This window comes from Streptomyces melanosporofaciens, from assembly GCF_900105695.1.
GTDB classification, from domain to species: domain Bacteria; phylum Actinomycetota; class Actinomycetes; order Streptomycetales; family Streptomycetaceae; genus Streptomyces; species Streptomyces antimycoticus.
Genome location: NZ_FNST01000002.1, coordinates 2,078,882 through 2,099,424 on the forward strand (window position 1 = coordinate 2,078,882; position 20,543 = coordinate 2,099,424).

General features: G+C 72.1%; 18 protein-coding genes and 2 pseudogenes. 13 read left to right on the plus strand and 7 right to left on the minus strand.

Annotated elements, in window-relative coordinates:
- Positions 1–26 precede the first annotated feature (26 nt).
- The 3 genes from cseB (at position 27) to BLV72_RS11345 (ending at position 3,441) form a co-directional block, all read left to right on the plus strand.
- Complete coding sequence (gene cseB, locus BLV72_RS11335) at positions 27–812, plus strand: two-component system response regulator CseB (RefSeq protein ID WP_093461983.1); 786 nt, start codon at positions 27–29, stop codon at positions 810–812.
- A 1-nt stretch (position 813) separates the two neighbouring features.
- Complete coding sequence (locus BLV72_RS11340; RefSeq protein ID WP_093461985.1) at positions 814–2,094, plus strand: sensor histidine kinase; 1,281 nt, start codon at positions 814–816, stop codon at positions 2,092–2,094.
- A gap of 276 nt (positions 2,095–2,370) precedes the next feature.
- The gene (locus BLV72_RS11345; RefSeq protein WP_167746341.1) at positions 2,371–3,441 is read left to right on the plus strand and encodes an endonuclease/exonuclease/phosphatase family protein; all 1,071 of its coding nucleotides are present in this window, start codon (positions 2,371–2,373) and stop codon (positions 3,439–3,441) included.
- Between the two features lie 49 nt (positions 3,442–3,490).
- On the opposite strand, the gene BLV72_RS11350 is transcribed toward BLV72_RS11345, so the two are convergent.
- The 3 genes from BLV72_RS11350 to BLV72_RS11360 all read right to left on the minus strand — a co-directional run bounded on the left by BLV72_RS11350 (position 3,491) and on the right by BLV72_RS11360 (position 4,947).
- Positions 3,491–4,120, minus strand: coding sequence for an SRPBCC family protein (locus BLV72_RS11350; RefSeq protein WP_093461986.1), 630 nt, complete (start codon positions 4,118–4,120; stop codon positions 3,491–3,493).
- A 3-nt stretch (positions 4,121–4,123) separates the two neighbouring features.
- Positions 4,124–4,495, minus strand: a complete 372-nt coding sequence (locus BLV72_RS11355; protein ID WP_093461988.1) for an ArsR/SmtB family transcription factor — start codon at positions 4,493–4,495, stop codon at positions 4,124–4,126.
- 152 nt (positions 4,496–4,647) lie between these two features.
- Positions 4,648–4,947 carry an SCO5918 family protein gene (locus BLV72_RS11360; protein ID WP_093461989.1) on the minus strand — a complete coding sequence of 100 codons (300 nt, stop codon included), beginning with the start codon at positions 4,945–4,947 and terminating at the stop codon, positions 4,648–4,650.
- Between the two features lie 294 nt (positions 4,948–5,241).
- Here BLV72_RS11360 and BLV72_RS11365 point away from each other — a divergent pair, with 294 nt between their 5' ends.
- The 3 genes from BLV72_RS11365 to BLV72_RS11375 all read left to right on the plus strand — a co-directional run bounded on the left by BLV72_RS11365 (position 5,242) and on the right by BLV72_RS11375 (position 7,865).
- Positions 5,242–5,445, plus strand: coding sequence for a cold-shock protein (locus tag BLV72_RS11365; RefSeq protein ID WP_010986199.1), 204 nt, complete (start codon positions 5,242–5,244; stop codon positions 5,443–5,445).
- Between the two features lie 98 nt (positions 5,446–5,543).
- Positions 5,544–6,935, plus strand: coding sequence for a DEAD/DEAH box helicase (locus tag BLV72_RS11370; RefSeq protein ID WP_093461991.1), 1,392 nt, complete (start codon positions 5,544–5,546; stop codon positions 6,933–6,935).
- Between the two features lie 120 nt (positions 6,936–7,055).
- Entirely contained in the window at positions 7,056–7,865 is an 810-nt protein-coding gene (locus tag BLV72_RS11375; RefSeq protein WP_425288366.1) for a phosphatase, read from the plus strand.
- Positions 7,866–7,986: 121 nt separating this feature from the next.
- Here BLV72_RS11375 and BLV72_RS11380 read toward each other — a convergent pair whose 3' ends face one another.
- The 3 genes from BLV72_RS11380 to BLV72_RS11390 form a co-directional block, all read right to left on the minus strand.
- The gene (locus BLV72_RS11380; RefSeq protein ID WP_059142088.1) at positions 7,987–8,880 is read right to left on the minus strand and encodes an acyl-CoA thioesterase; all 894 of its coding nucleotides are present in this window, start codon (positions 8,878–8,880) and stop codon (positions 7,987–7,989) included.
- 59 nt (positions 8,881–8,939) lie between these two features.
- Positions 8,940–10,097: an acyl-CoA dehydrogenase family protein gene (locus BLV72_RS11385; protein WP_093461992.1), complete on the minus strand. Its 1,158-nt coding sequence runs from the start codon at positions 10,095–10,097 to the stop codon at positions 8,940–8,942.
- A gap of 170 nt (positions 10,098–10,267) precedes the next feature.
- Positions 10,268–10,894, minus strand: coding sequence for an SACE_7040 family transcriptional regulator (locus tag BLV72_RS11390; protein ID WP_093461994.1), 627 nt, complete (start codon positions 10,892–10,894; stop codon positions 10,268–10,270).
- A gap of 93 nt (positions 10,895–10,987) precedes the next feature.
- On the opposite strand from BLV72_RS11390, the gene BLV72_RS11395 reads away from it, so the two are divergent.
- The 4 genes and pseudogenes from BLV72_RS11395 (at position 10,988) to BLV72_RS11415 (ending at position 17,356) form a co-directional block, all read left to right on the plus strand.
- Positions 10,988–12,640, plus strand: coding sequence for a carboxyl transferase domain-containing protein (locus BLV72_RS11395; protein WP_093461995.1), 1,653 nt, complete (start codon positions 10,988–10,990; stop codon positions 12,638–12,640).
- A 77-nt stretch (positions 12,641–12,717) separates the two neighbouring features.
- Positions 12,718–15,254, plus strand: a pseudogene (locus BLV72_RS51990) (acetyl/propionyl/methylcrotonyl-CoA carboxylase subunit alpha).
- Positions 15,254–16,186, plus strand: a complete 933-nt coding sequence (locus BLV72_RS11410; protein WP_093461997.1) for a hydroxymethylglutaryl-CoA lyase — start codon at positions 15,254–15,256, stop codon at positions 16,184–16,186. The pseudogene BLV72_RS51990 and the gene BLV72_RS11410 overlap by 1 nt, the downstream one beginning before the upstream one ends.
- Positions 16,187–16,189: 3 nt before the next feature.
- Complete coding sequence (locus tag BLV72_RS11415) at positions 16,190–17,356, plus strand: acyl-CoA dehydrogenase family protein (RefSeq protein WP_185930145.1); 1,167 nt, start codon at positions 16,190–16,192, stop codon at positions 17,354–17,356.
- Between the two features lie 109 nt (positions 17,357–17,465).
- Here the strand turns inward: BLV72_RS11415 and BLV72_RS11420 are convergent, their stop codons facing one another.
- Entirely contained in the window at positions 17,466–19,100 is a 1,635-nt protein-coding gene (locus tag BLV72_RS11420) for a beta-N-acetylhexosaminidase (RefSeq protein WP_093461998.1), read from the minus strand.
- 103 nt (positions 19,101–19,203) lie between these two features.
- Between BLV72_RS11420 and BLV72_RS51995 the strand changes: the two are divergent.
- The 3 genes and pseudogenes from BLV72_RS51995 to BLV72_RS11430 form a co-directional block, all read left to right on the plus strand.
- Positions 19,204–19,457, plus strand: a pseudogene (locus tag BLV72_RS51995) (DUF4429 domain-containing protein); the annotation flags it as partial.
- A gap of 9 nt (positions 19,458–19,466) precedes the next feature.
- Entirely contained in the window at positions 19,467–20,111 is a 645-nt protein-coding gene (locus tag BLV72_RS11425; protein ID WP_425288515.1) for a DUF4429 domain-containing protein, read from the plus strand.
- Positions 20,112–20,221: 110 nt separating this feature from the next.
- Positions 20,222–20,497 (plus strand): hypothetical protein, encoded by a 276-nt coding sequence (locus BLV72_RS11430; RefSeq protein WP_037953108.1) that lies wholly within the window; start codon positions 20,222–20,224, stop codon positions 20,495–20,497.
- The last annotated feature ends 46 nt before the right edge of the window (positions 20,498–20,543 follow it).

Sequence of the window (20,543 nt, forward strand, 5' to 3'; positions counted from 1 at the left end):
TCCCCCCTTCGCACAGGTTGGTGAAAATGTCGCATACAGCCACCGGTGGCGGTGGTCCCCTGCCCGTCACGGTCCTCCTCGTGGAGGACGACGAGGTGATCCGCAGGTCGGTCGCGATGGCTCTGGAGCGCTACGGCTACCGCGTGTCCACGGCCGGTGACGGGCTGACCGGTCTCGAACTGTTCCGGGCGGGCGGGCATGATCTGTTGCTGCTGGACGTGATGCTGCCGGGGCTCGACGGCATCGGGCTGTGCCGCCGGATCCGGGAGACCAGCATGGATCCGATCCTGATGATGTCGGCGCGCGGCGACGATCTGGACGTCATATCCGGCCTGGAGGCGGGCGCCGACGACTACGTCGTCAAGCCGGTCGACACCGCGGTGCTGGTGGCCCGGATCCGGTCGCTGCTGCGGCGGGCGACGTATCCGCCCGCCACCTGTCCGCCGGTCGCGGCGTCAGCGGATCCGGCCGCCCCGGCGGCGGCCGGCTCCGCGGGTCCCCAGCCCGGCCCGCGCCACCACCACGGCGCCCGGCTCCGCTTCGGGGACCTGACCATCGACACGGGCGGCCTGGAGGTGTTCCTGGCCGGTGAGCCGATCGCGCTGGCACCCACCGAACTGCGGCTGCTGCTGGAGTTCGCCGCGCACCCCGGCATCGTCCTGGACCGGGAGACGCTGCTGCGCGACGTCTGGGACTACGACTGGGACGGCGACAGCCGGGTCGTCGACCTGTGTGTGCAGCGGCTGCGCAAGAAGATCGGCACCGGACGGATCGAGACGGTCCGCGGCTTCGGCTACAAGCTGAGGCGCTGACGTGGCTACGTCACCTGCCCTGCCTATCCGGCCACGCGCCCTGCTCAACTGGCCACGCGCCCTGCTCAACTGGCGCTCGCTGCGCTGGAAGATCGCCCTGCTGGTGGCCGCGGCCTGCTGCGGCATCGCGCTGACGGTCGGCCTTCTGGTGCACCACAGCACGTACGAACGGTCCATGAACGAGGGCGCCGGCAAGGCGTACACCGCCCTGGACACCGCCCTCGCCCCGGGCGGCGACAGCGGGTCCGACGCCCTCGTGCACACCCCCGGCGAGATGCCACCGAAGCTGGTGCGGATGGTCCGGGCCCGGGGGAACGCTGCCCTCTACGAGGAGAGCAACCCGTACCAGCCGCGGATGTGGGCCGGGCGGCGGCTGTCCGGTGGCCACCTGGCGGCGATCGCGATCGACATGACGCCCGACCAGCTCAGCCGCCGCGCCCTGGACCGGCATATGTGGAAGTACTCGCTGGCCGCGCTGGCCGTCATCGTGCCCCTGTCCGCCCTCGCCGCCGAACTCCCCAACCGGCGGCTGCGGCGGGTGGCGCGCACCGCACGGCGCATCGCCTCGGGCGACCTGGCCGCCAGGACCGAGGTGGGCGGCCGGGCGGGCGACGAGATCACCGAGATCTCGGCCACGGTGGACTCCATGGCCGACAGCCTGCGGGACCGGCTGCACAGCGAACAGCGCTTCACCGCCGATGTCGCGCACGAGTTGCGCACCCCGCTGATGGGCCTGGTCACCTCCACCGAGCTGCTCCCGGAGAGCGAAGCCACCGATCTGGTGCGGGACCGGGTCCGGGTGCTGCGCACCCTCGTCGAGGACCTGTTGGAGATCTCCCGTCTCGACGCCGGTGTGGAACGCGCCGATCTGCGCCCCGTCACCCTCCCCGACCTGGTCCGGGGCTCGCTGACCCGCACCGGCCTCGACGCGCGCCTCGCGGTCGGCGCCGCGCCCGTGGTGGTCGAGACGGACCCGCGCCGACTCGACCGGATCCTCGCCAACCTGCTCGGCAACGCCCACCGGCACGGCGCCGCGCCGGTCGAGGTCACGGTGGAGGGAACGACGGTCGTCGTCCGCGACCACGGCCCCGGTTTCCCCGACAGCCTCCTCGCGGAAGGGCCGCAGCGCTTCCGCACCGGCGCGGCGGAACGCGGCCGCGGTCATGGGCTCGGACTGACCGTGGCCTCCGGCCAGGCCCGGGTCATCGGCGCGTCGCTGCTCTTCTCGAACGCGACCGACGGCGGGGCCGTCGTCACGCTGCGGCTACCGCCGACGGACTGACGCGGCAGAGCCGATACCCGGCTCGATACACGACGGATGACCGACTGAGCGGTTCCGGATCCACGGCCACGGCCGTGCGGAGATCCGCCCCGGCCAAGGTGGTTGACGTGCGACCGCAGCACGTCAACCACCTTGGAGGTGCCTTGCGCATGTTCCCTGATCGCGTACGCCGCGTACTCCGCGCACCCGGCCCACATGCGGCGAGGCCGCCGCAGCCGATCGAGGCCGTACGACGGTGGTGGCCGACGACCACCTCCGGGACCCGGTGAGGCCACCATGGCAACACCCCTCGACGCCCCTTCCGCACACCAGGCCCCCACTCCCCCGGCCGAGCCCGACACGAACGCCGAGCCCGAGCCCGACGCGGGCGCCGCCCCCGATCCCGACGCGACTGCCCCGCCCGAGCCCGACACGCGTGCCGCCACCGCTCCCGGCGTCTGGCGTCGGGGACGCGCCATCGCCGGGATCGCGCTGGCGGCCGCGCTGGTGATGCTGGGCCACGGCGCCATCCCCAACCAGGTCGGCCATCTCGGCAGTCTCGTCGAGACCTTCCTGCCCTGGACGGGTCTGGCCGTGCCCCTTTTGCTGCTCTGCGCCCTCGTCCGCCGGTCCGCGACCGCCACCGTGGCGGTCGTTCTGCCCGCGCTCGTCTGGTGTTCGCTCTTCGGCGGGATGCTGCTCGACAAGCGGGCGGACGGCGGGGACCTGACCGTGGTGACCCACAACGTCGACGAGCACAACCCGCACCCCGCCCGCACCGCCCGCGCCCTCGCGGACTCCGGCGCCGATGTGCTGGCTCTTGAGGAACTGGGCGCCGCGACCGGGGAGTACGAGCGCACGCTGGCCGGCACGTACCCGTATCACACGGTGCGGGGCACGGTCGGGCTGTGGAGCAGATACCCCGTCGACGCGTCCCGGACGGTGGACATCGCGCCCTGGCCACGCGCCCTGCGCGCCGTCGTGCGGACGCCCAAGGGGCCGGTCACCGTCTTCGTCGCCCATCTGCTGTCGGTCCGGTTCAGCCCCGTTTCGGGGTTCACCGCCGCCGCTCGCGACGCCGCCGCGCACCGCCTCGGCGCCGCCCTGCGCGCCGAACCACGGAATCGCACCGTGCTCGTGGGTGATTTCAACGGCACGCTGGAGGACCGGGCGCTGTCCGCCATCACGTCGCCCCTGCGCTCGGCCCAGAGCGAGGCGGGCGCCGGGTTCGGTCTCACCTGGCCCGCGTCGTTCCCCGTGGCGAGGATCGACCACATACTCGTCCGCGGCGTGGACCCGCGCTCGTCCTGGACACTGCCCGCCACCGACAGCGATCACCTGCCGGTGGCGGCACGGCTGAAGCTGTGACCCGCCCCGGGACACCCTCACGGCGGGCCCTCACGGCGGGCCCAGGCGACTACCCCTGGGGTACGTAGAACTCCGTGGTCGCCCGCATCGTGGCGGCCGCGACCTTTGCCGACGCCCCCGAGGCTTCGTACGCCGCGCCCCAGGCCGCGCTGGAGCGGGTCATGAACTCCCGCGCCTCGTCCGAGGTCTGCCAGGCCTCCGGGTCCGCGGGCGTCTGTCCCACCAGATGCAGGGCGAGGCCGAGCAGTGCGCCGTCCCAGCCGACGCCGACCGCGCCGGGGCCGAACTGGTCCCACATCTCGGGCGGTACGACGGCGACATGCTCCAGCTCGAACACGGTCCGCTCCTCGCCCTCGGCGCTCAGCCGCACCTCGACCTCGCTGAAGCCGGGGTTCTCGCCGAACAGCCAGCTCACCGCGAGCAGCCGCGGGGGTTCGCAGCGCAGGATCTCGCCGCCCGCGTTGCCCTCCAGCCGGTAGTGGCCGCCGAGCTTCAGGTCGCCGCTCACCGGCAGGAACCAGCGGCTGATCCGCTGCGGGTCGGTGCACGCGTCCCATACGTCCTCGATCGCGGCGTCGTAGGTGCGCCGCAGCAGGACGGTACGGGCCTCGCCGTCGGGCACCTCACGGGTGCCGACCTCGCGGTGGACGTCGTTGATCTGGTCGACGATCTCGCTCATGACTTATGTGTCCTCACCGGTTCGACTGTCGCCGCCGCGCCCCTGATCGAGCCGCCGCTGCCGCTTGCCTCGCGCCAGTTCGGTCCCCAGCGCGTCCAGCCGCTGCTCCCAGAAGCCCCGGAACTGATCCAGCCACCGGTCGACCTCCCGCAGGGGCGCGGCCTCGACGGCGTATAACCGCCGTGTGCCCTCGGCCCGTACGGAGGCGAATCCGCCCTCCCGCAACACCCGCAGATGCTGTGACACGGCGGGCTGCGAGATGCCGAACTCGGACCGGATCACGGTGCTGACCTCGCCGGACGATTGCTCCCCCGCGGCCAGCAGCTCCAATATCCGGCGCCGAACGGGGTCTGAGAGGACATCGAGTGCGTGCACGCCAGGACTATGCCAGCCGCCGCTTATATAAGTCAACGCTTAAGTTCATTCATGGCCGCCATGGGCGGCCGATGATGTTGCCCACTCACGGAAGCGCAGGAGGTCAGCGCCTTCTCGACGCCCTTGCCGTGCCCGCGCCACGCCGGTGGGTGTCAGCCCTCCAGCGGCTTGCCCAGAAGGTCGGAGGCGGTCTCGAGGGGGTCGGCCGCCGCGACCGCGGGTGCCGGGTGACAGGTGAAGCCGAGGCGCGTCATCGCCCGGATCACCTCGCCCGCCGTGAAGTCGCGGCGGTCCTGGCGGGTGATCACGGCGCCGACCTGCTTGACCGGGTAGGCGCGGCGGCCGATCTGGACCGATGGGCCGGTGATCGGTTCCGGGCTGACGCCGCTCATCGCGTCCGTCACCTCGCGCGCGGTCAGGTCGAAGGCGAAATTGGCGATGATGCAGCGCATAGTGCCTCAACGGGGAGAGAAGGGAGCCGGGACGACCAGCGTGTCACACCTCGAAGCGGGATGGCACAGCCCGACGGCAAAAATCGCCCACGTGGTTCCCGCCGTTCCGAGGTGGCACGTGATAGGGTCCTTACTAGTTGCAGTTTTGGTACCCATGGACTTGTGTGCGCCTGACGATGTAGCGTCCGGCGCATTTTTTGTTTCCGCCGGTCATTTCCGGATGGGGTCATTTCGGCGACTCGGGACGCGCTTCCTGCGCGTTCCGGACCGATCCCAGGTAAAAGGAGAATGACTATGGCTACTGGCACCGTGAAGTGGTTCAACGCGGAAAAGGGCTTCGGCTTCATCGAGCAGGACGGCGGCGGCGCCGACGTCTTCGCCCACTACTCGAACATCGCCACCCAGGGCTTCCGCGAGCTGCAGGAAGGCCAGAAGGTGACCTTCGACGTCACGCAGGGCCAGAAGGGCCCGCAGGCCGAGAACATCGTTCCCGCCTGATAGCAGCGCCTGTCACGAGCCGGGGCCCGCACCTGAAGGGGTGCGGGCCCCGGCTCGTACGCATTTCCACAGACCACGCCCAGCCGAAAGGCACCGCGTTGACCCGATCCACCCGCTCGCACCGCCGCAAAAAACCCGTACCCTCCCGTTCCGCCGTCAGTGGGCGCCCCCGCTCATCCGGCGCAAGCGAATTCGCCCTGGCGCCCGGTTCCAGCCCGGTACTGCCCGCCGTCGCCTCCTTCGCCGAGCTCGACATGCCGGAGGAGCTGATCACGGAGCTGACCCAGCAGGGCGTCACCGTGCCGTTCCCCATTCAGGCGGCCACCCTCCCGAACGCGCTCGCCGGCCGGGACGTACTGGGCCGTGGCCGCACCGGCTCCGGCAAGACCCTCGCCTTCGGCCTCGCCCTGCTCGCCCGCACCGCCGGGCAGCGCGCGGAGCCCCGCAGCCCCCTCGCACTGGTGCTGGTCCCCACCCGGGAGCTGGCCCAGCAGGTCACCGAGGCGCTCACCCCCTATGCCCGGCGGCTGGGGCTGCGTGCGGCCACGGTGGTCGGCGGCATGTCGCTCAACCGCCAGGCCGATGCCCTGCGCAAGGGCGCGGAGGTGGTCATCGCGACCCCCGGGCGCCTCTACGACCTGATCGAACGCGGCGACTGCCGGCTGGACCAGGTGCGCACCACCGTCCTCGACGAGGCCGACCAGATGGCGGACATGGGCTTCCTGCCCCAGGTGACCCGGCTGCTGCGGCAGGTCCCCGCCGACGGCCAGCGCCTGCTGTTCTCCGCCACCCTCGACCATGACATCAGCAAGCTGACGCGTCAGTTCCTCGACGACCCGGCCGTGCACTCGGTCGATCCGTCCGCCGGTGCCGTCACCACGATGGAGCACCACGTCCTGCACATCGCGGACACCGACAAGCGCTCCGTCGTCACCCGGGTGGCCGCCCGGGACGGCCGCGTCCTCCTCTTCCTGGACACCAAGCGCGCCGTCGACCGGCTTACCCGGCATCTGCTGACCAGCGGCGTCCGGGCGGCCGCGCTGCACGGCGGCAAGTCCCAGCCGCAGCGCACCCGGACCCTGGACCAGTTCAGGTCCGGCCATGTCACCGCGCTGGTGGCCACGAACGTCGCGGCCCGGGGCATCCATGTGGACGATCTCGATCTCGTGGTCAATGTCGACCCGCCCGCGGACCACAAGGACTATCTGCACCGTGGCGGCCGCACCGCCCGCGCGGGCGGATCCGGCAGCGTCATCACGCTGGTCACCCCGGACCAGCGCCGGGAGATGGGCCGTCTCATGGCCGACGCGGGCATCACCCCGCAGACCGCCCAGGTCCACTCCGCCGACCCCGAACTCACCCGGATCACCGGCGCCCAGGAACCCTCCGGCGTGCCCGTGATCATCAGCGCGCCCCAGCCCCAACCGCAGCGTGCGCGCCGTCCCGGCGCCCCCCGCCGCTCCGCCCGGAGCCGTCGGCCCGGCCGTTAGGCCCGGTCCGATACGGGGGCCCAGGCGGCGGCGGTCCGGGCCGACATCCGGAATTTCGCCATGGTCGCATCACGCCCGACCGGCGGCGGATGTCCCCATTCCCCCGTCGGAGAGGCGACAATGGGCAACATGCCGATACCCAGCGCCGTGCCCAGCCGTGCCGAACTGATCGACCACCTCATCCGTACGCGCATCGCGGGCGATGTCGCCACTCCTCGTGAGAACAACCTCTCCCACTACCGCAAGCTCGCGAACGGCGACCGCCACTACTGGCTCGGCCTGGAGCTGGGCGACCGCTGGACCGATGAGCAGGACGTGCTGGCGGTCATGGCGGAGCGGTGCGGCGTGGTGGACGACCCGGAGTACCGCTCGGGGCAGGACACGATCGACCCTGAGCTGACGGTCGGCGCGCTGGACCGGATGGCCTCGGTGCTGCGGAAGGCGGCGGAGGCGAGCGAGCGGGTGCTGTTCGCCACCGGGCATCCGGGCGGGCTGCTGGAGGTCCACCGGGCCACGGCGGCGGCGCTGCGGGCCGCCGGCTGCGAGATCGTGGAGATCCCGGGCGGGCTGCAGGCGGACGAGGGGTACGTCTTCCAGTTCTGCGATGTGGCGATGCTGGAGCGGGGCGCCACGCTGTGGCACACCCACTCCCCCGCGCCCATGGCCGCGATCCTCGACGGGCTGGCCCACGAGGGGCGGCCGCTGCCCGATCTGGTGGTCGCCGACCACGGGTGGGCGGGCTGCGCGGGGCAGCGGGGCATCGACGCGGTCGGCTACGCGGACTGCAACGACCCGGCGCTCTTCCTCGGCGAGTCCGAGGGCACGCTGTCGGTGGTGGTCCCGCTGGACGACCATGTCACCAGCCCGCGGTTCTACGACCCGATGACGGCGTACCTGCTGGACGCGGCGGGGCTGTCGGCCCAGTTCTGACGGCGCCGGGCCGCCGCGGCAGACTCCCGGCGGGCCCTGGCTGCCCCCGCGGGCGCCCAGTAGCCCCGGGCCGTCCCCGCGGGTTACCGACGAGCCCGGGCGGCCCCGCCGCCCGCCGCGCTCACTTCTTCTTCGCGCGCGGTACCCGCATGACCCCCTCCTGGATCACGGAGACGGCCAGCCGCCCGTCGGCGGTGAAGATGCGGCCCTTGGCCAGCCCGCGCCCGCCGGACGCCGAGGGGCTCTCCTGGTCGTACAGCAGCCAGTCGTCCACCCGGAACGGCCGGTGGAACCACATGGCGTGATCCAGGCTGGCCCCGACGATGTCGCCGACCGCCCAGCCGCCGCGCCCATGGGCGAGCAGGATGGAGTCCAGCAGCGTCATATCGGACACATAGGTCGCCAGGCAGACGTGGAGCAGGGGGTGGTCGGCGACGCCGTCCAGTTTGCCGTTGGTCCGGAACCAAACCTGCGACTTGGGCTCGCGCGGCCGTCCGACGCTGCCGAAGGGCGGCTCGTCCACGTACCGCAGATCGATCGAGGCCCGCGCCTGGAGCATCCGCTGGGTCACCCCGGGGCCGAAGAGGTGCTCATAGCGCGGCAGCAGCTCATCGGCGGTGGGCAGGGTGAGCGGGTCCGGTACGTCCGGCATCGGCTCCTGGTGCTCGAGGCCGTCCTCGTAGAGCTGGAAGGAGGCCGAGAGATGGAAGATCGGCTGCCCGTGCTGGACGGCGACCACCCGGCGGGTGGTGAAGGAGTGGCCGTCCCGGATCCGGTCGACGGTGTAGACGATGGGCGCCCCGGGGTCGCCGGGGCGCAGGAAGTACGCGTGCAGCGAATGCGCCGAGCGGTCCTCGGGGACGGTGCGGCCCGCGGCGACCAGGGCCTGGGCGGCGACCTGACCGCCGAAGACCCGCGGTACGAGGGGGGCGGCGTCGCTGGTGCCACGGAAGATGTCCTCCTCGATCTGCTCGAGATCGAGCAGATCGAGAAGGCTCTGAAGTGCGTCATTCATGGTTCAAGCAGTCTTGCAGACCTGGATTGCGGTCCTGTTGCCGCCGCTCATGACGGGCGTCACAGCCCCATCGACTTGGCGACGATGGACCGCATGACCTCGCTGGTGCCGCCGTAGATCCGGTTGACGCGGGTGTCCGCGTACAGCCGGGCTATGGGGTACTCCATCATGTAGCCGTAACCGCCGTGGAGCTGCAGGCACTTGTCGATGACGACGGCGGCGCGCTCGGTGGTGAAGAGCTTGGCGGAGGCGGCGTCGGCGGCGGTCAGCTCATCGGCGTCATGCGCGTCCAGGGCCCGGTCCACGACCGCCTGCATCGCGTCCACCTCGGACTGGCAGTCGGCGAGCACGAACTTGGTGTTCTGGAACGACGCCACCGCCTGACCGAAGACGGTGCGGTCCCGGACGTACTCGGTGGCGAACCGGACGGCCGCCGCGGCCTGTGCGTACGCCCCGACGGCGATGCCCAGGCGCTCCTGCGGCAGATTGTGGGTGAGGTAGCCGAACGCCTTGCCCTCCTCGCCCAGCAGGTCCTCCACCGGCACCTTGACGTCGGTGAAGGAGAGCTCGGCGGTGTCGGAGGTCTTCAGGCCCAGCTTCTCCAGCTTGCGGCCGACCGCGTAGCCCTCGCTCTTGGTGTCGACCACGAGGATGGATATGCCGCCGCGGCGGTCCTCGGGGGTGGCCGGGGCGGTGCGGGCGCAGACCAGCACCCGGTCGGCCAGGACGCCGCCGGTGATGAAGGTCTTGGCGCCGTTGAGGACGTAGTGGGTGCCGTCCTCGGAGAGCTTGGCGGTGGTCTTCATGCCCGCCAGGTCGGAGCCGGTGCCGGGCTCGGTCATGGCGATGGCGGTCATCAGGTCGCCGGTGACGAAGGAGGGCAGCCAGCGCTGCTTCTGCTCCTCGTTGGCGTACTTGAGGAGGTACGGCAGGCACAGCGCGGTGTGGACGCTGCTGCCGCCGAAGCTGACCCCGGCGCGGGCGGTCTCCTCGGTGATGACGGCGTTGAACTTGAAGCTGGTCTCGCCCGCCCCGCCGTACTCCTCGGGCACCTCGATGCCGAAGACACCCAGCTCGCCGAGCTTCTTGTAGAAGTCGCGCGGGGCCTGACCGGCCTCCCGCCACTGGTCGTAGTACGGCACGACCTCGGCCGCGATGAAGTCGCGGATGGTCTCCCGGAACGCCTCGTGGTCCTCGTTGAACACCGTGCGGCGCATTGGCGCGGCCCTCCTTACGGCTGAGCCGTCGCCGCTGCGCGGACCGGCCGACCGCCGTCGTGATTCCTCAACTGATAGCTTGGCGACACTCACCTAAGCGCTTGCTCAGTGAAAGCTACCCGCGAGTTACCGAGGCTGTCCAGCCCCCTCCTACAGGGGCTCGGTTCGTCTTACGAGGCCCGGTTCGCATCCCCGTCCACACCGTGGGCGCCACCGAAGGCACCGAGGGCCAGGCGGTGCAGCAGGGCGGCGGTGGCCGCGCGCCCCGGGAGGGCGCCGGGGCGGCCGAGGTGGGGCGTGGAGTTGAGCAGCCCGAAGACGGCGTGGACACACGCGCGGGCCTCGGCCTCGGCGAGCCGGGGGTAGACCTCGCGCACCACCTCGACCCACAGCTCCACGTACTGCCGCTGGAGCGAGCGCACCAGCTTGCGGTCGGTGTCCCGCAGCCGGTCCAGCTCGCGGTCGTGGAGGATGATCAGCGGGCGGTCGTCGAGGGCGAAGTCGATATGGCCCTCGATCAGCGAGTCCAGCACCTCGGCCGGGGCGAGCCCGGCCCCCTCCCCCTCGGCGGCGCGCCGCTTGCCGCCCGTCAGCAGCCGGCCGCTGATGCCGACCAGCAGCTCGGCGAGCATCGCCTCCTTGCCGGGGAAGTGGCGGTAGAGACCGGGGCCGCTGATGCCGACCGCGGCGCCTATCTCATCGACGCCGACGCCATGGAAGCCGCGCTCGGCGAAGAGGCGGGCGGCCTCCCTGAGGATCTGCTCGCGGCGGGTCGGGGCGGCTGCTTGCGTGCTCATGAAATCGATTCTAGACAGCCGGGTTAGTGGTCGTTAACCTGGTGGTAACTAGTTAACGTTCACTAACGGTACCGAGCGAGGGGGCTCGCAGCCATGGAGCAGGCACCGGCGCTGCACAGCGGCGCCGACCCGGCGTCCGACGCCTGGAAGGCCAATGAGGCCGCGCACCGCGAGCTGGCCGCGCGGCTGCGCGAGAAGCTGGCCGTGGCGCGGCTGGGCGGCGGGGAGAGGGCGCGGGCGCGGCACACCGCGCGCGGCAAGCTGCTGCCGCGCGACCGGGTGGACACACTGCTGGATCCGGGCTCCCCGTTCCTGGAGCTGGCCCCGCTCGCCGCCGAGGGGATGTACGAGGGCCAGGCCCCGGCGGCGGGGGTGATCGCCGGGATCGGCCGGGTGTCCGGCCGTGAGGTGGTCGTGGTCGCCAATGACGCCACGGTCAAGGGCGGCACGTACTACCCGATGACGGTGAAGAAGCATCTGCGCGCCCAGGAGGTCGCGCTGGAGAACCACCTGCCGTGCGTCTATCTGGTCGACTCCGGCGGTGCCTTCCTCCCCATGCAGGACGAGGTCTTCCCGGACCGCGACCACTTCGGGCGGATCTTCTACAACCAGGCGCGGCTGTCCGGCTCCGGGATTCCGCAGGTCGCGGCGGTGATGGGGTCCTGCACGGCGGGCGGGGCGTATGTCCCGGCGATGAGTGACGAGGCCGTGATCGTGCGCGGGCAGGGCACGATCTTCCTGGGCGGGCCGCCGCTGGTGAAGGCGGCCACCGGCGAAGTCGTCTCGGCGGAGGAGCTGGGCGGCGGCGAGGTCCACTCCCGGGTCTCGGGCGTGACCGACCATCTGGCCGAGGACGACGCCCACGCGCTGCGGATCGTCCGCTCCATCGTCGCCACCCTGCCGCCGTCCGCGATGCGGCAGGGGTCGCCGCCGTGGGCGCTGGAGCCCTCCCAGGAGCCCGCGGTCGACCCGGCGGGGCTCTACGGGGCGGTTCCGGTCGACTCGCGCACGCCGTACGACGTGCGGGAGGTCATCGCGCGGCTGGTGGACGGCTCGCGGTTCGCCGAGTTCAAGGCCGAGTTCGGCACCACACTGGTCACGGGCTTCGCGCGGATCATGGGCCACCCGGTGGGCATCGTCGCCAACAACGGCATCCTGTTCTCCGAATCGGCCCAGAAGGGCGCCCATTTCATCGAGCTGTGCGACCAGCGCGGCATCCCCCTGGTCTTCCTGCAGAACATCTCGGGATTCATGGTGGGCCGCAGCTATGAGGCGGGCGGTATCGCCAAGCACGGCGCCAAGATGGTCACCGCCGTGGCCTGCACCCGCGTCCCCAAGCTGACGGTCGTGATCGGCGGTTCCTACGGCGCGGGCAACTACTCGATGTGCGGCCGCGCCTATTCGCCGCGCTTCCTGTGGATGTGGCCCAACGCCAAGATCTCGGTGATGGGCGGTGAGCAGGCCGCCTCCGTGCTCGCCACCGTCAAGCGCGACCAGATGGAGGCGCGCGGGGAGGAGTGGAGCGCCGAGGAGGAGGAGACGTTCCGGGCCCCGGTCCGCGAGCAGTACGAGGCGCAGGGAAACGCGTATTACGCCACCGCCCGGCTGTGGGACGACGGTGTGATCGACCCCCTGGAGACCCGCACGGTGCTCGGTCTCGCCCTGACCGCCTGCGCCAACGCACCGTTGCCCGGCCGTACGGCCACCGAGCCCGCGGCGCCCGGCTACGGCGTCTTCCGGATGTGAGGGGGATGCACCCGATGAGCCCGAAGAGCCCGATGAGCTCGGCGAGTGGTCCGCGTGCGGCGAGCCCGTCGCCCGCGATGTTCGACACCGTGCTGGTGGCCAACCGCGGTGAGATCGCCGTGCGCGTCATCCGCACCCTGCGGCGGCTGGGCGTGCGCTCGGTCGCCGTCTACAGCGACGCGGACGCCGACGCCCGCCATGTGCGCGAGGCGGACACCGCGGTGCGGATCGGCCCCGCCCCCGCCGCGGAGAGCTATCTGTCCATCGAGCGGCTGCTGGACGCCGCGGCGCGCACCGGCGCCCAGGCCGTCCACCCCGGCTACGGCTTCCTCGCGGAGAACGGGGCGTTCGCCCGCGCCTGCGCCGACGCGGGTCTGGCCTTCATCGGGCCGCCCGCCGGCGCCATCGAGCTGATGGGCGACAAGATCCGCGCCAAGGAGACCGTGCACACGGCCGGGGTGCCGGTGGTGCCGGGCTCCTCGGGCAGCGGGCTGACCGACGACCAGCTCACCGCCGCCGCCCGGGAGATCGGGATGCCGGTGCTGCTGAAGCCCTCGGCGGGCGGCGGCGGCAAGGGCATGCGGCTGGTCCGCGACGAGGCGCTGCTGGCCGACGAGATCGCGGCCGCCCGGCGCGAGGCGCGCGGGGCGTTCGGCGATGACACGCTGCTGGTGGAGCGCTGGATCGACCGGCCCCGGCATATCGAGATCCAGGTGCTGGCGGACGGCCAGGGGCACGCGGTCCACCTCGGGGAGCGCGAGTGCTCGCTGCAGCGCCGCCATCAGAAGATCATCGAGGAGGCGCCCAGCCCGCTGCTGGACGAGGCCACCCGGGCGCGGATGGGCGAGGCCGCGGTGGCGGCGGCGCGGTCGTGCGGCTATGTGGGCGCGGGCACGGTCGAGTTCATCGTGCCGGGCGACGATCCGTCCGCGTACTGCTTCATGGAGATGAACACCCGCCTCCAGGTGGAGCATCCGGTCACCGAGCTGACGGTGTCCGTCGGCGGGCAGGCCGGGCTGGACCTGGTGGAGTGGCAGTTGCGCGTCGCCGCGGGCGAACCGCTGCTGTTCGGGCAGGACGAGATCGGCTTCAGCGGCCATGCGGTGGAGGCCCGTATCTGCGCCGAGACCGCCCGCGCGGCGGCCGACGGCCGGGTGGACTTCCTGCCGTCCGCCGGCATGGTGCTGGCGCTGGACGAGCCGGAGGGCGAGGGGGTGCGGGTCGACTCCGGGCTCAGCGCGGGCACCGAGGTCGGCACGGTCTACGACCCGATGCTCGCCAAGGTCATCGCCCACGGCCCCGACCGCCCCACCGCCCTGCGCCGGCTGCGCGCCGCCCTCGGCTCCCTGACCGTCCTGGGCGTGGACACCAACACCGGCTTTCTGCGCCGTCTGGCCGCCCACCCCTCGGTCGCCTCCGGCGAGCTCGACACGGGCCTGGTCGACCGCGCGGCGGCCTCGCTGATCCCGCCGGCCATACCGGAGGAGGTCTACGCGGCGGCGGCCTTGCTGCGCCAGGCGGCGCTGGAGCCCGCCGCTCCGCGTGGCGGCGGATCCGTTGGGCGCCCGGAGCCCGGCGGCTCCGGCCTCGGCGGCCCGGCCCCGGACGTTTGGGTCGATCCGTTCTCGGTGCCGACCGGCTGGCGCCTCGGCGGCGCCCCCGCCTGGACGGTCCACCGCCTCCGCGTAGCGGGCCACCCCCGGTGACGGTCCGTGTGCGCGGCCGCGCCCACGACGCGGAGCTCCTCATCGAGCACCCCGACGGCACCTCGGCGGCAGCCGGGGCGACGGACCGGCCCGGCGGGCCCCAGGGCACGGGCCAAGGCGGCGCGGGGGCCCCCGCCACCGGCCGGACCGGGGAGCCGCGGGGGGCGGCCGCCGAGGCCGTCCGGCCCATGGGCGCCCCGGGCGAAGGTGGCGCGGATGTCCCGGCCACCCGGACCAGCCACGACGGCACCGTCACCGGCGCCAGTGTGCGCACCCCGAAAGCGGAAGCGGACGAGCAGGCTGCCGCCGCCCACCACGCGGCAGCTGACCGCCACCCCGGCGGGGCGCACGCGGCAGCGGACACGGCCCCGCGCGCGGCGGGCGCGGCGGGCGCGGCGGGCGCGGCGGGCGCGGCGGGCGCGGCGGGCGCGGCGGGCATGATCGCCGCGGCGGACCCACGCCAGGCCGCCGACGCGAGCGCGGGCACGCGGGCCCGGCTCATCGCCCTCGACGAGGGCACCGTGCTGCTGGACCTCGGCGGGGTCACCCACCGCTTCCGCCATGCCGCGCACGGCGCCAGCCACTGGCTGGGGCGGGACGGGGACACCTGGCGCGTGGTCGGGCACGACCCCGTGGAGGAGGCGCTGCGCGGAGGCGCCGCCGCCGCCCACGCCGGGGAGCTGACCGCGCCCATGCCCGGCACCGTCACCGTCGTGAAGGCGGCCGTCGGCGACGAGGTCACCGCGGGTCAGGGCCTGCTGGTGGTCGAGGCGATGAAGATGGAGCACCTCATCTCCGCCCCGCACGACGGCACCGTCACCGAGCTCGACGTGACCCCCGGCAGCACGGTCGCCATGGACCAGCTGCTGGCCGTCGTCACCCCGCACGAGAGCGAGGAGCGTGAGTGATGACCCTCCCCATGACCGTCCCCGCCCCCGGGCTGCCCGCCCGGGTCCGGATCCATGAGGTGGGCCCGCGGGACGGGCTGCAGAACGAGAAGGCGCTGGTCCCGGTGGCCATCAAGGCGGAGTTCATCCGGCGGCTCGCCGAAGCCGGTCTCACCACCATCGAGGCCACCAGCTTCGTCCATCCCAAGTGGGTGCCCCAACTGGCGGACGCCGAGGAGCTGATGCCGCTGATCGACGACGTGGCCGCCCGGCTCCCCGTGCTCGTGCCCAATGAGCGCGGTCTCGACCGCGCCCTCGCGCTGGGCGCACGCGAGATCGCCGTCTTCGCCAGCGCCACGGAGTCCTTCGCCAAGGCCAATCTCAACCGCACGGTGGACGGCGCGCTGGAGATGTTCGAGCCGGTCGTCGCCAAGGCCAAGGACGCGGGCGTGGCCGTGCGCGGCTATCTGTCGATGTGCTTCGGCGACCCGTGGGAGGAGCAGGTCCCGATCTCCCAGACCGTCTCGGTCAGCCGCCGCCTGCTGGACATGGGATGCGACGAGATCAGCCTCGGCGACACCATCGGCGTGGCCACCCCCGGCCATGTGCGGGAGCTGCTGGCCACGCTCAACGAGGCGGGCGTCGCCAACGACCGGCTGGCCGTGCACTTCCACGACACCTACGGCCAGGCACTCGCCAATACCCTCGCCGCGCTCCAGCACGGCGTGACCACCGTCGACGCCTCCGCCGGTGGCCTCGGCGGCTGCCCCTACGCCAAGAGCGCCACCGGCAATCTCGCCACCGAAGACCTCGTGTGGATGCTCGACGGCCTCGGCATCGAGACCGGGGTCGACATCGGCCGTCTCACCGCCACCAGCGTGTGGATGGCCCGGCATCTGGGCCGGCCCAGCCCGTCCCGCACCGTTCGCGCCCTCTCCCAGAAGGAGACCTGAGCCATGCCGATCGACCACCGACTCTCCCCCGAACACGAGGAACTGCGCCGCACCGTCGAGGCGTTCGCGCATGATGTGGTCGCTCCCAAGATCGGGGAGTACTGGGAGCACCATGAGTTCCCGTACGAGATCGTCCGCGAGATGGGCCGGATGGGCCTGTTCGGCCTGCCCTTCCCGGAGGAGTACGGCGGCATGGGCGGGGACTACTTCGCGCTCTGCCTGGCCCTGGAGGAGCTGGCCCGGGTGGACTCCTCGGTGGCGATCACCCTGGAGGCGGGCGTCTCGCTCGGCGCGATGCCGATCTTCCTCTACGGCACCGAGGAGCAGAAGCGCACCTGGCTGCCGGGGCTCTGCTCCGGGGAGACCCTGGGCGCGTTCGGCCTGACCGAGCCCGGCGGCGGCTCGGACGCGGGCGCCACCCGCACCACGGCCCGGCTGGACGAGGCCACCGGCGAGTGGGTGATCAACGGCACCAAGTGCTTCATCACCAACTCCGGTACGGACATCACCGCGCTGGTCACCGTCACCGCCGTCACCGGCCGCAAGGAGGACGGCCGCCCCGAGATCTCCTCGATCATCGTGCCGTCCGGCACCCCCGGCTTCACCGTGGCCGCCCCCTACTCCAAGGTGGGGTGGAACGCGTCGGACACCCGCGAGCTGTCCTTCGCCGACTGCCGGGTCCCGGCCGCGAATCTGCTGGGCGCCGAGGCCCGGGGCTACGCCCAGTTCCTGCGGATACTGGACGAGGGCCGGATCGCGATCTCCGCCCTGGCCACCGGCCTCGCCCAGGGCTGTGTGGACGAGTCGGTGGCGTACGCCAGGACCCGCGAGGCGTTCGGCCGGCCCATCGGCGCCAATCAGGCCATCCAGTTCAAGCTGGCCGATATGGAGATGCGTGCCCATATGGCCCGGGTCGCCTGGCGGGACGCGGCCTCCCGCCTCGTCCTCGGCGAGCCGTTCAAGAAGGAGGCGTCCATCGCGAAGCTCTACTCCTCCGAGATCGCGGTGGACAACGCCCGCGAGGCCACCCAGATCCACGGTGGCTACGGCTTTATGAACGAGTATCCGGTGGCCCGGATGTGGCGCGACTCCAAGATCCTGGAGATCGGCGAGGGCACCAGCGAGGTCCAGCGGACGTTGATCGCGCGGGAGCTCGGCTTCGCGAGCTGAGCCACCACGGAGTGGGTCCCGGGGGCAGCACCCCCGGGACCCAGCCCCAGCCCCGGCCCGGCATAGGCACCGGCACCGTCACCGGCATCACGGCCGTGCCGGGAGAGGCTCAGCTCGTGGGCCAGGGGATCTGCGGGGAGTGGTAATACGTGATGCCCATGGCGTCCCAGCGGGGGCCCTGCGCCGCCACCCGGACCCGGTAGCTCTCCCAGTCATGTGCGCTCGCGGGCGACCAGCCGAGCTCGGCGATGCCGGGGAGGCGGGGGAAGGCCATGTACTCGATGTGCGCGCTGGTCTCGAGGGTCTCCGACCACAGCGGCGCCTCGACACCGAGCACCGAGGACGCCGGGGCGTCCTTGATGTAGGTGCCCGGGTCCCAGTCGTAGGACTGCTTCGCCTCGACGTACCCGGCCCAGTTCTGCCCCAGCGGTGTGCTGGCGTCGTACTTCATGTCCAGATAGGACCGGTTGGCCGGTGAGAGGATCAGCTGGGTGCCCGCCTTGGCCGCGTCCGCGACCTCCTTCTCGCTCCCGTCCGTCCCCCAGTACTGGGCGATCGCGCCCTTCGCGGGGTGCGCACCGGTGAGCTGATGCCAGCCGATCGCCGTCTTGCCGTACTTGGCGACCACCGGCTGCACCCGGTCCATGAAGGCCACATAGTCCTCATGGCTGGTGGAGTGGGCCTCGTCCCCGCCGATGTGGAGGTAGGGGCCGGGGGTGAGCGCGGCGAGCTCGCGGATGACGTCGTCCACGAAGTCGTACGTCACGTCCTTCGGCACGCACAGCGAGCTGAAACCGACCTCGGTGCCGGTGTAGAGCGGCGGGGCGACGCCGTCGCAGTTGAGCTCGGCGTAGGAGGCGAGCGCCGCGTTGGTGTGGCCCGGCATGTCGATCTCGGGAACGACGGTCAGCTCACGGCTGGCCGCGTAGCTCACGATCTCGCGGTAGTCGTCCTTGGTGTAGTAGCCGCCGGGGCCGCCTCCGACCTGGGTGGAGCCGCCGTACGTGGCCAGCCGCGGCCAGGAGTCGAGCGCGATCCGCCACCCCTGGTCGTCCGAGAGGTGCAGATGGAGCCTGTTGATCTTGTAGAGGGCGAGCTGGTCGATATAGCGCTTGACCTGGTCCACGCCGAAGAAGTGCCGGGAGACATCGAGCATCGCGCCCCGCCAGGCATAGCGCGGCTCATCGGTGATGGTGCCGGCGGAGATCCGCCAGGGGCCCGCCTGCCGGTTGGTGCGCTCGATGGACGCGGGCAGCAGCTGCCGCAGCGTCTGGACGCCGTGGAACAGCCCCGCGGAGGCGCGCGCGGTGACGGTGATCCCGCGACCGGTCACCTCCAGCCGGTATCCCTCCGCGCCCAGCTTCGACACCGCGGCGGCCTTGGGCGTCAGCCGCAGCCGGATGCCCTCGCCGCCCGCCCGCGCGGTGACGGGCAGCCGATAGCCGGTGGCGGGGCGCAGCACCGTCGCGAGGTAGTCGGCCACCCGGCGTGCCGAGCGCGCCGAGCCGTCGGAGCCGGAGACCCGGATGGGGGTGTCGGGGTGGATCGCGTACGAGCCCGCCGCGGGCCGTACGGACGCGGGCGCGGGCACGACCCGGTCCAGGGGGGTCGGGGCGGCCGCGGCGTCCGGGGCGGAGGACGAGGGGGAAGCCGGAGCGGCGGAGGCGGAGGAGGCCGCGGTCCCCGCCCCGGCCACCACGGTCAGCAGGAGGGAACACAGAAGTCGGGCACGACGTCGTCTCACAGAGGGTCCCTTCAACGCAACGTGGCATCTTGGGTACCGCGACGCCCAGTTGCGGTCAAGGTGTAGACCAATGTGTCGCTGTGGGCCTGTCAGAATTCCCCGCATGGCGGAAATCACCCAGCGCGATGGCGCCTGGAGCTTTGACGGGGAAGCGATCCGGATCGTCCCGGGGCGGGACCGCAGCGTGCACGCCGTACGGCAGGCGCTCGGCGAACTGACCGTCCCCCTGGTGGCCTTGGCCGGTGTCGCCTACGAGCCGGGGCGCAAGTCGGGCCGGCTGCGGCTGCGGCTGCGCGAGGGGCGGACCCGCTGCTGCAGACCACCGGCGGCAAGCTGCCGGACGCCGCCGATCCGTATCAGCTCTCGGTGGAACCGGAGCGCAGGGATCTCGCCGAGTATCTGGTCGACGAGGTCCGCCAGGGCCTGGCCCTGGATCAGGTGCCGTCCGGCCCCTGCGACCACTATGTGCTGCACGGCCCCTCGGTGCCGGTCTCGGCCTCGGCGGGCGACGCCACGGCCTCGTTCGACGGTGAGCGGATCCGCTTGGACTGGAACTGGAAGACCGAGGAGTCGAAGAAGTCCGGCGGCCCCCGCACGATCCTCCTGCCGGACCTGGAGCTGGTGGAGTGGGTCCCGGCGGCCGGGCTGGAGAACGGCTACCTCCGCTTCGTCGTGGCGAAGGCCACGGCGACGGCCGCGCCCAAGTACGACCCGCATGCCGTGGTGCTGTACGGCTTCAAGAAGGATCCGCTGATGGCGCTGGTCGCGGCGGCCGTCGTCGCGCGGATGCCGCATCCGGGCGCCCCGGCGAAGGCGCTCCCCGCCCAGCCGCCCGCCCCGGAGCCGTCCGCGGACACCCCGCCCACCGGGGGCGACGAGGGTGACGTGGACCACGACGTCCTGCTGCGACGACTGCGCGAACTCGGCGATCTTCACCAGAGCGGGATCCTCACCGAGGCGGAGTTCACCACCGCCAAACAGGCCGTGCTCCGCCGCTTTTCCGGCGCCTGAGGCACGGCTTTCCCGTCATCGAGCCCGCTTTTTCCGTCACTGAGACCCACCCCTGCCCGATATCGGGCAGGAATGTTGCGAAACACTTCACCGCATCGCAGTATCAACGGATGCTCGACCGCCGAATGTCCCACGATGACCTGATCGACCACCTGGTCCGCAGTACGCCGCTCAGCCGCGGCGAGGCGGGCCGGGTGGTGCTGGACGTACTGGCGTACTTCGACGAGACGACGGAGGAGTTCGTCCGGCGCCGCCACCGCGAGCTGCAGTCCGGTGGGCTGACCAACGCGGACATCTTCGAGCGGATCACGGCCGAGCTGCCGTACCGCGCGGTGGCCCCGCCCGAACTCTCGCTGCGCCAGCTGCGCCGCATCGTCTACGGCTGACGGAGCCGGTCCACGGCATCGGACCACGACGCCGGTCCACGGCACC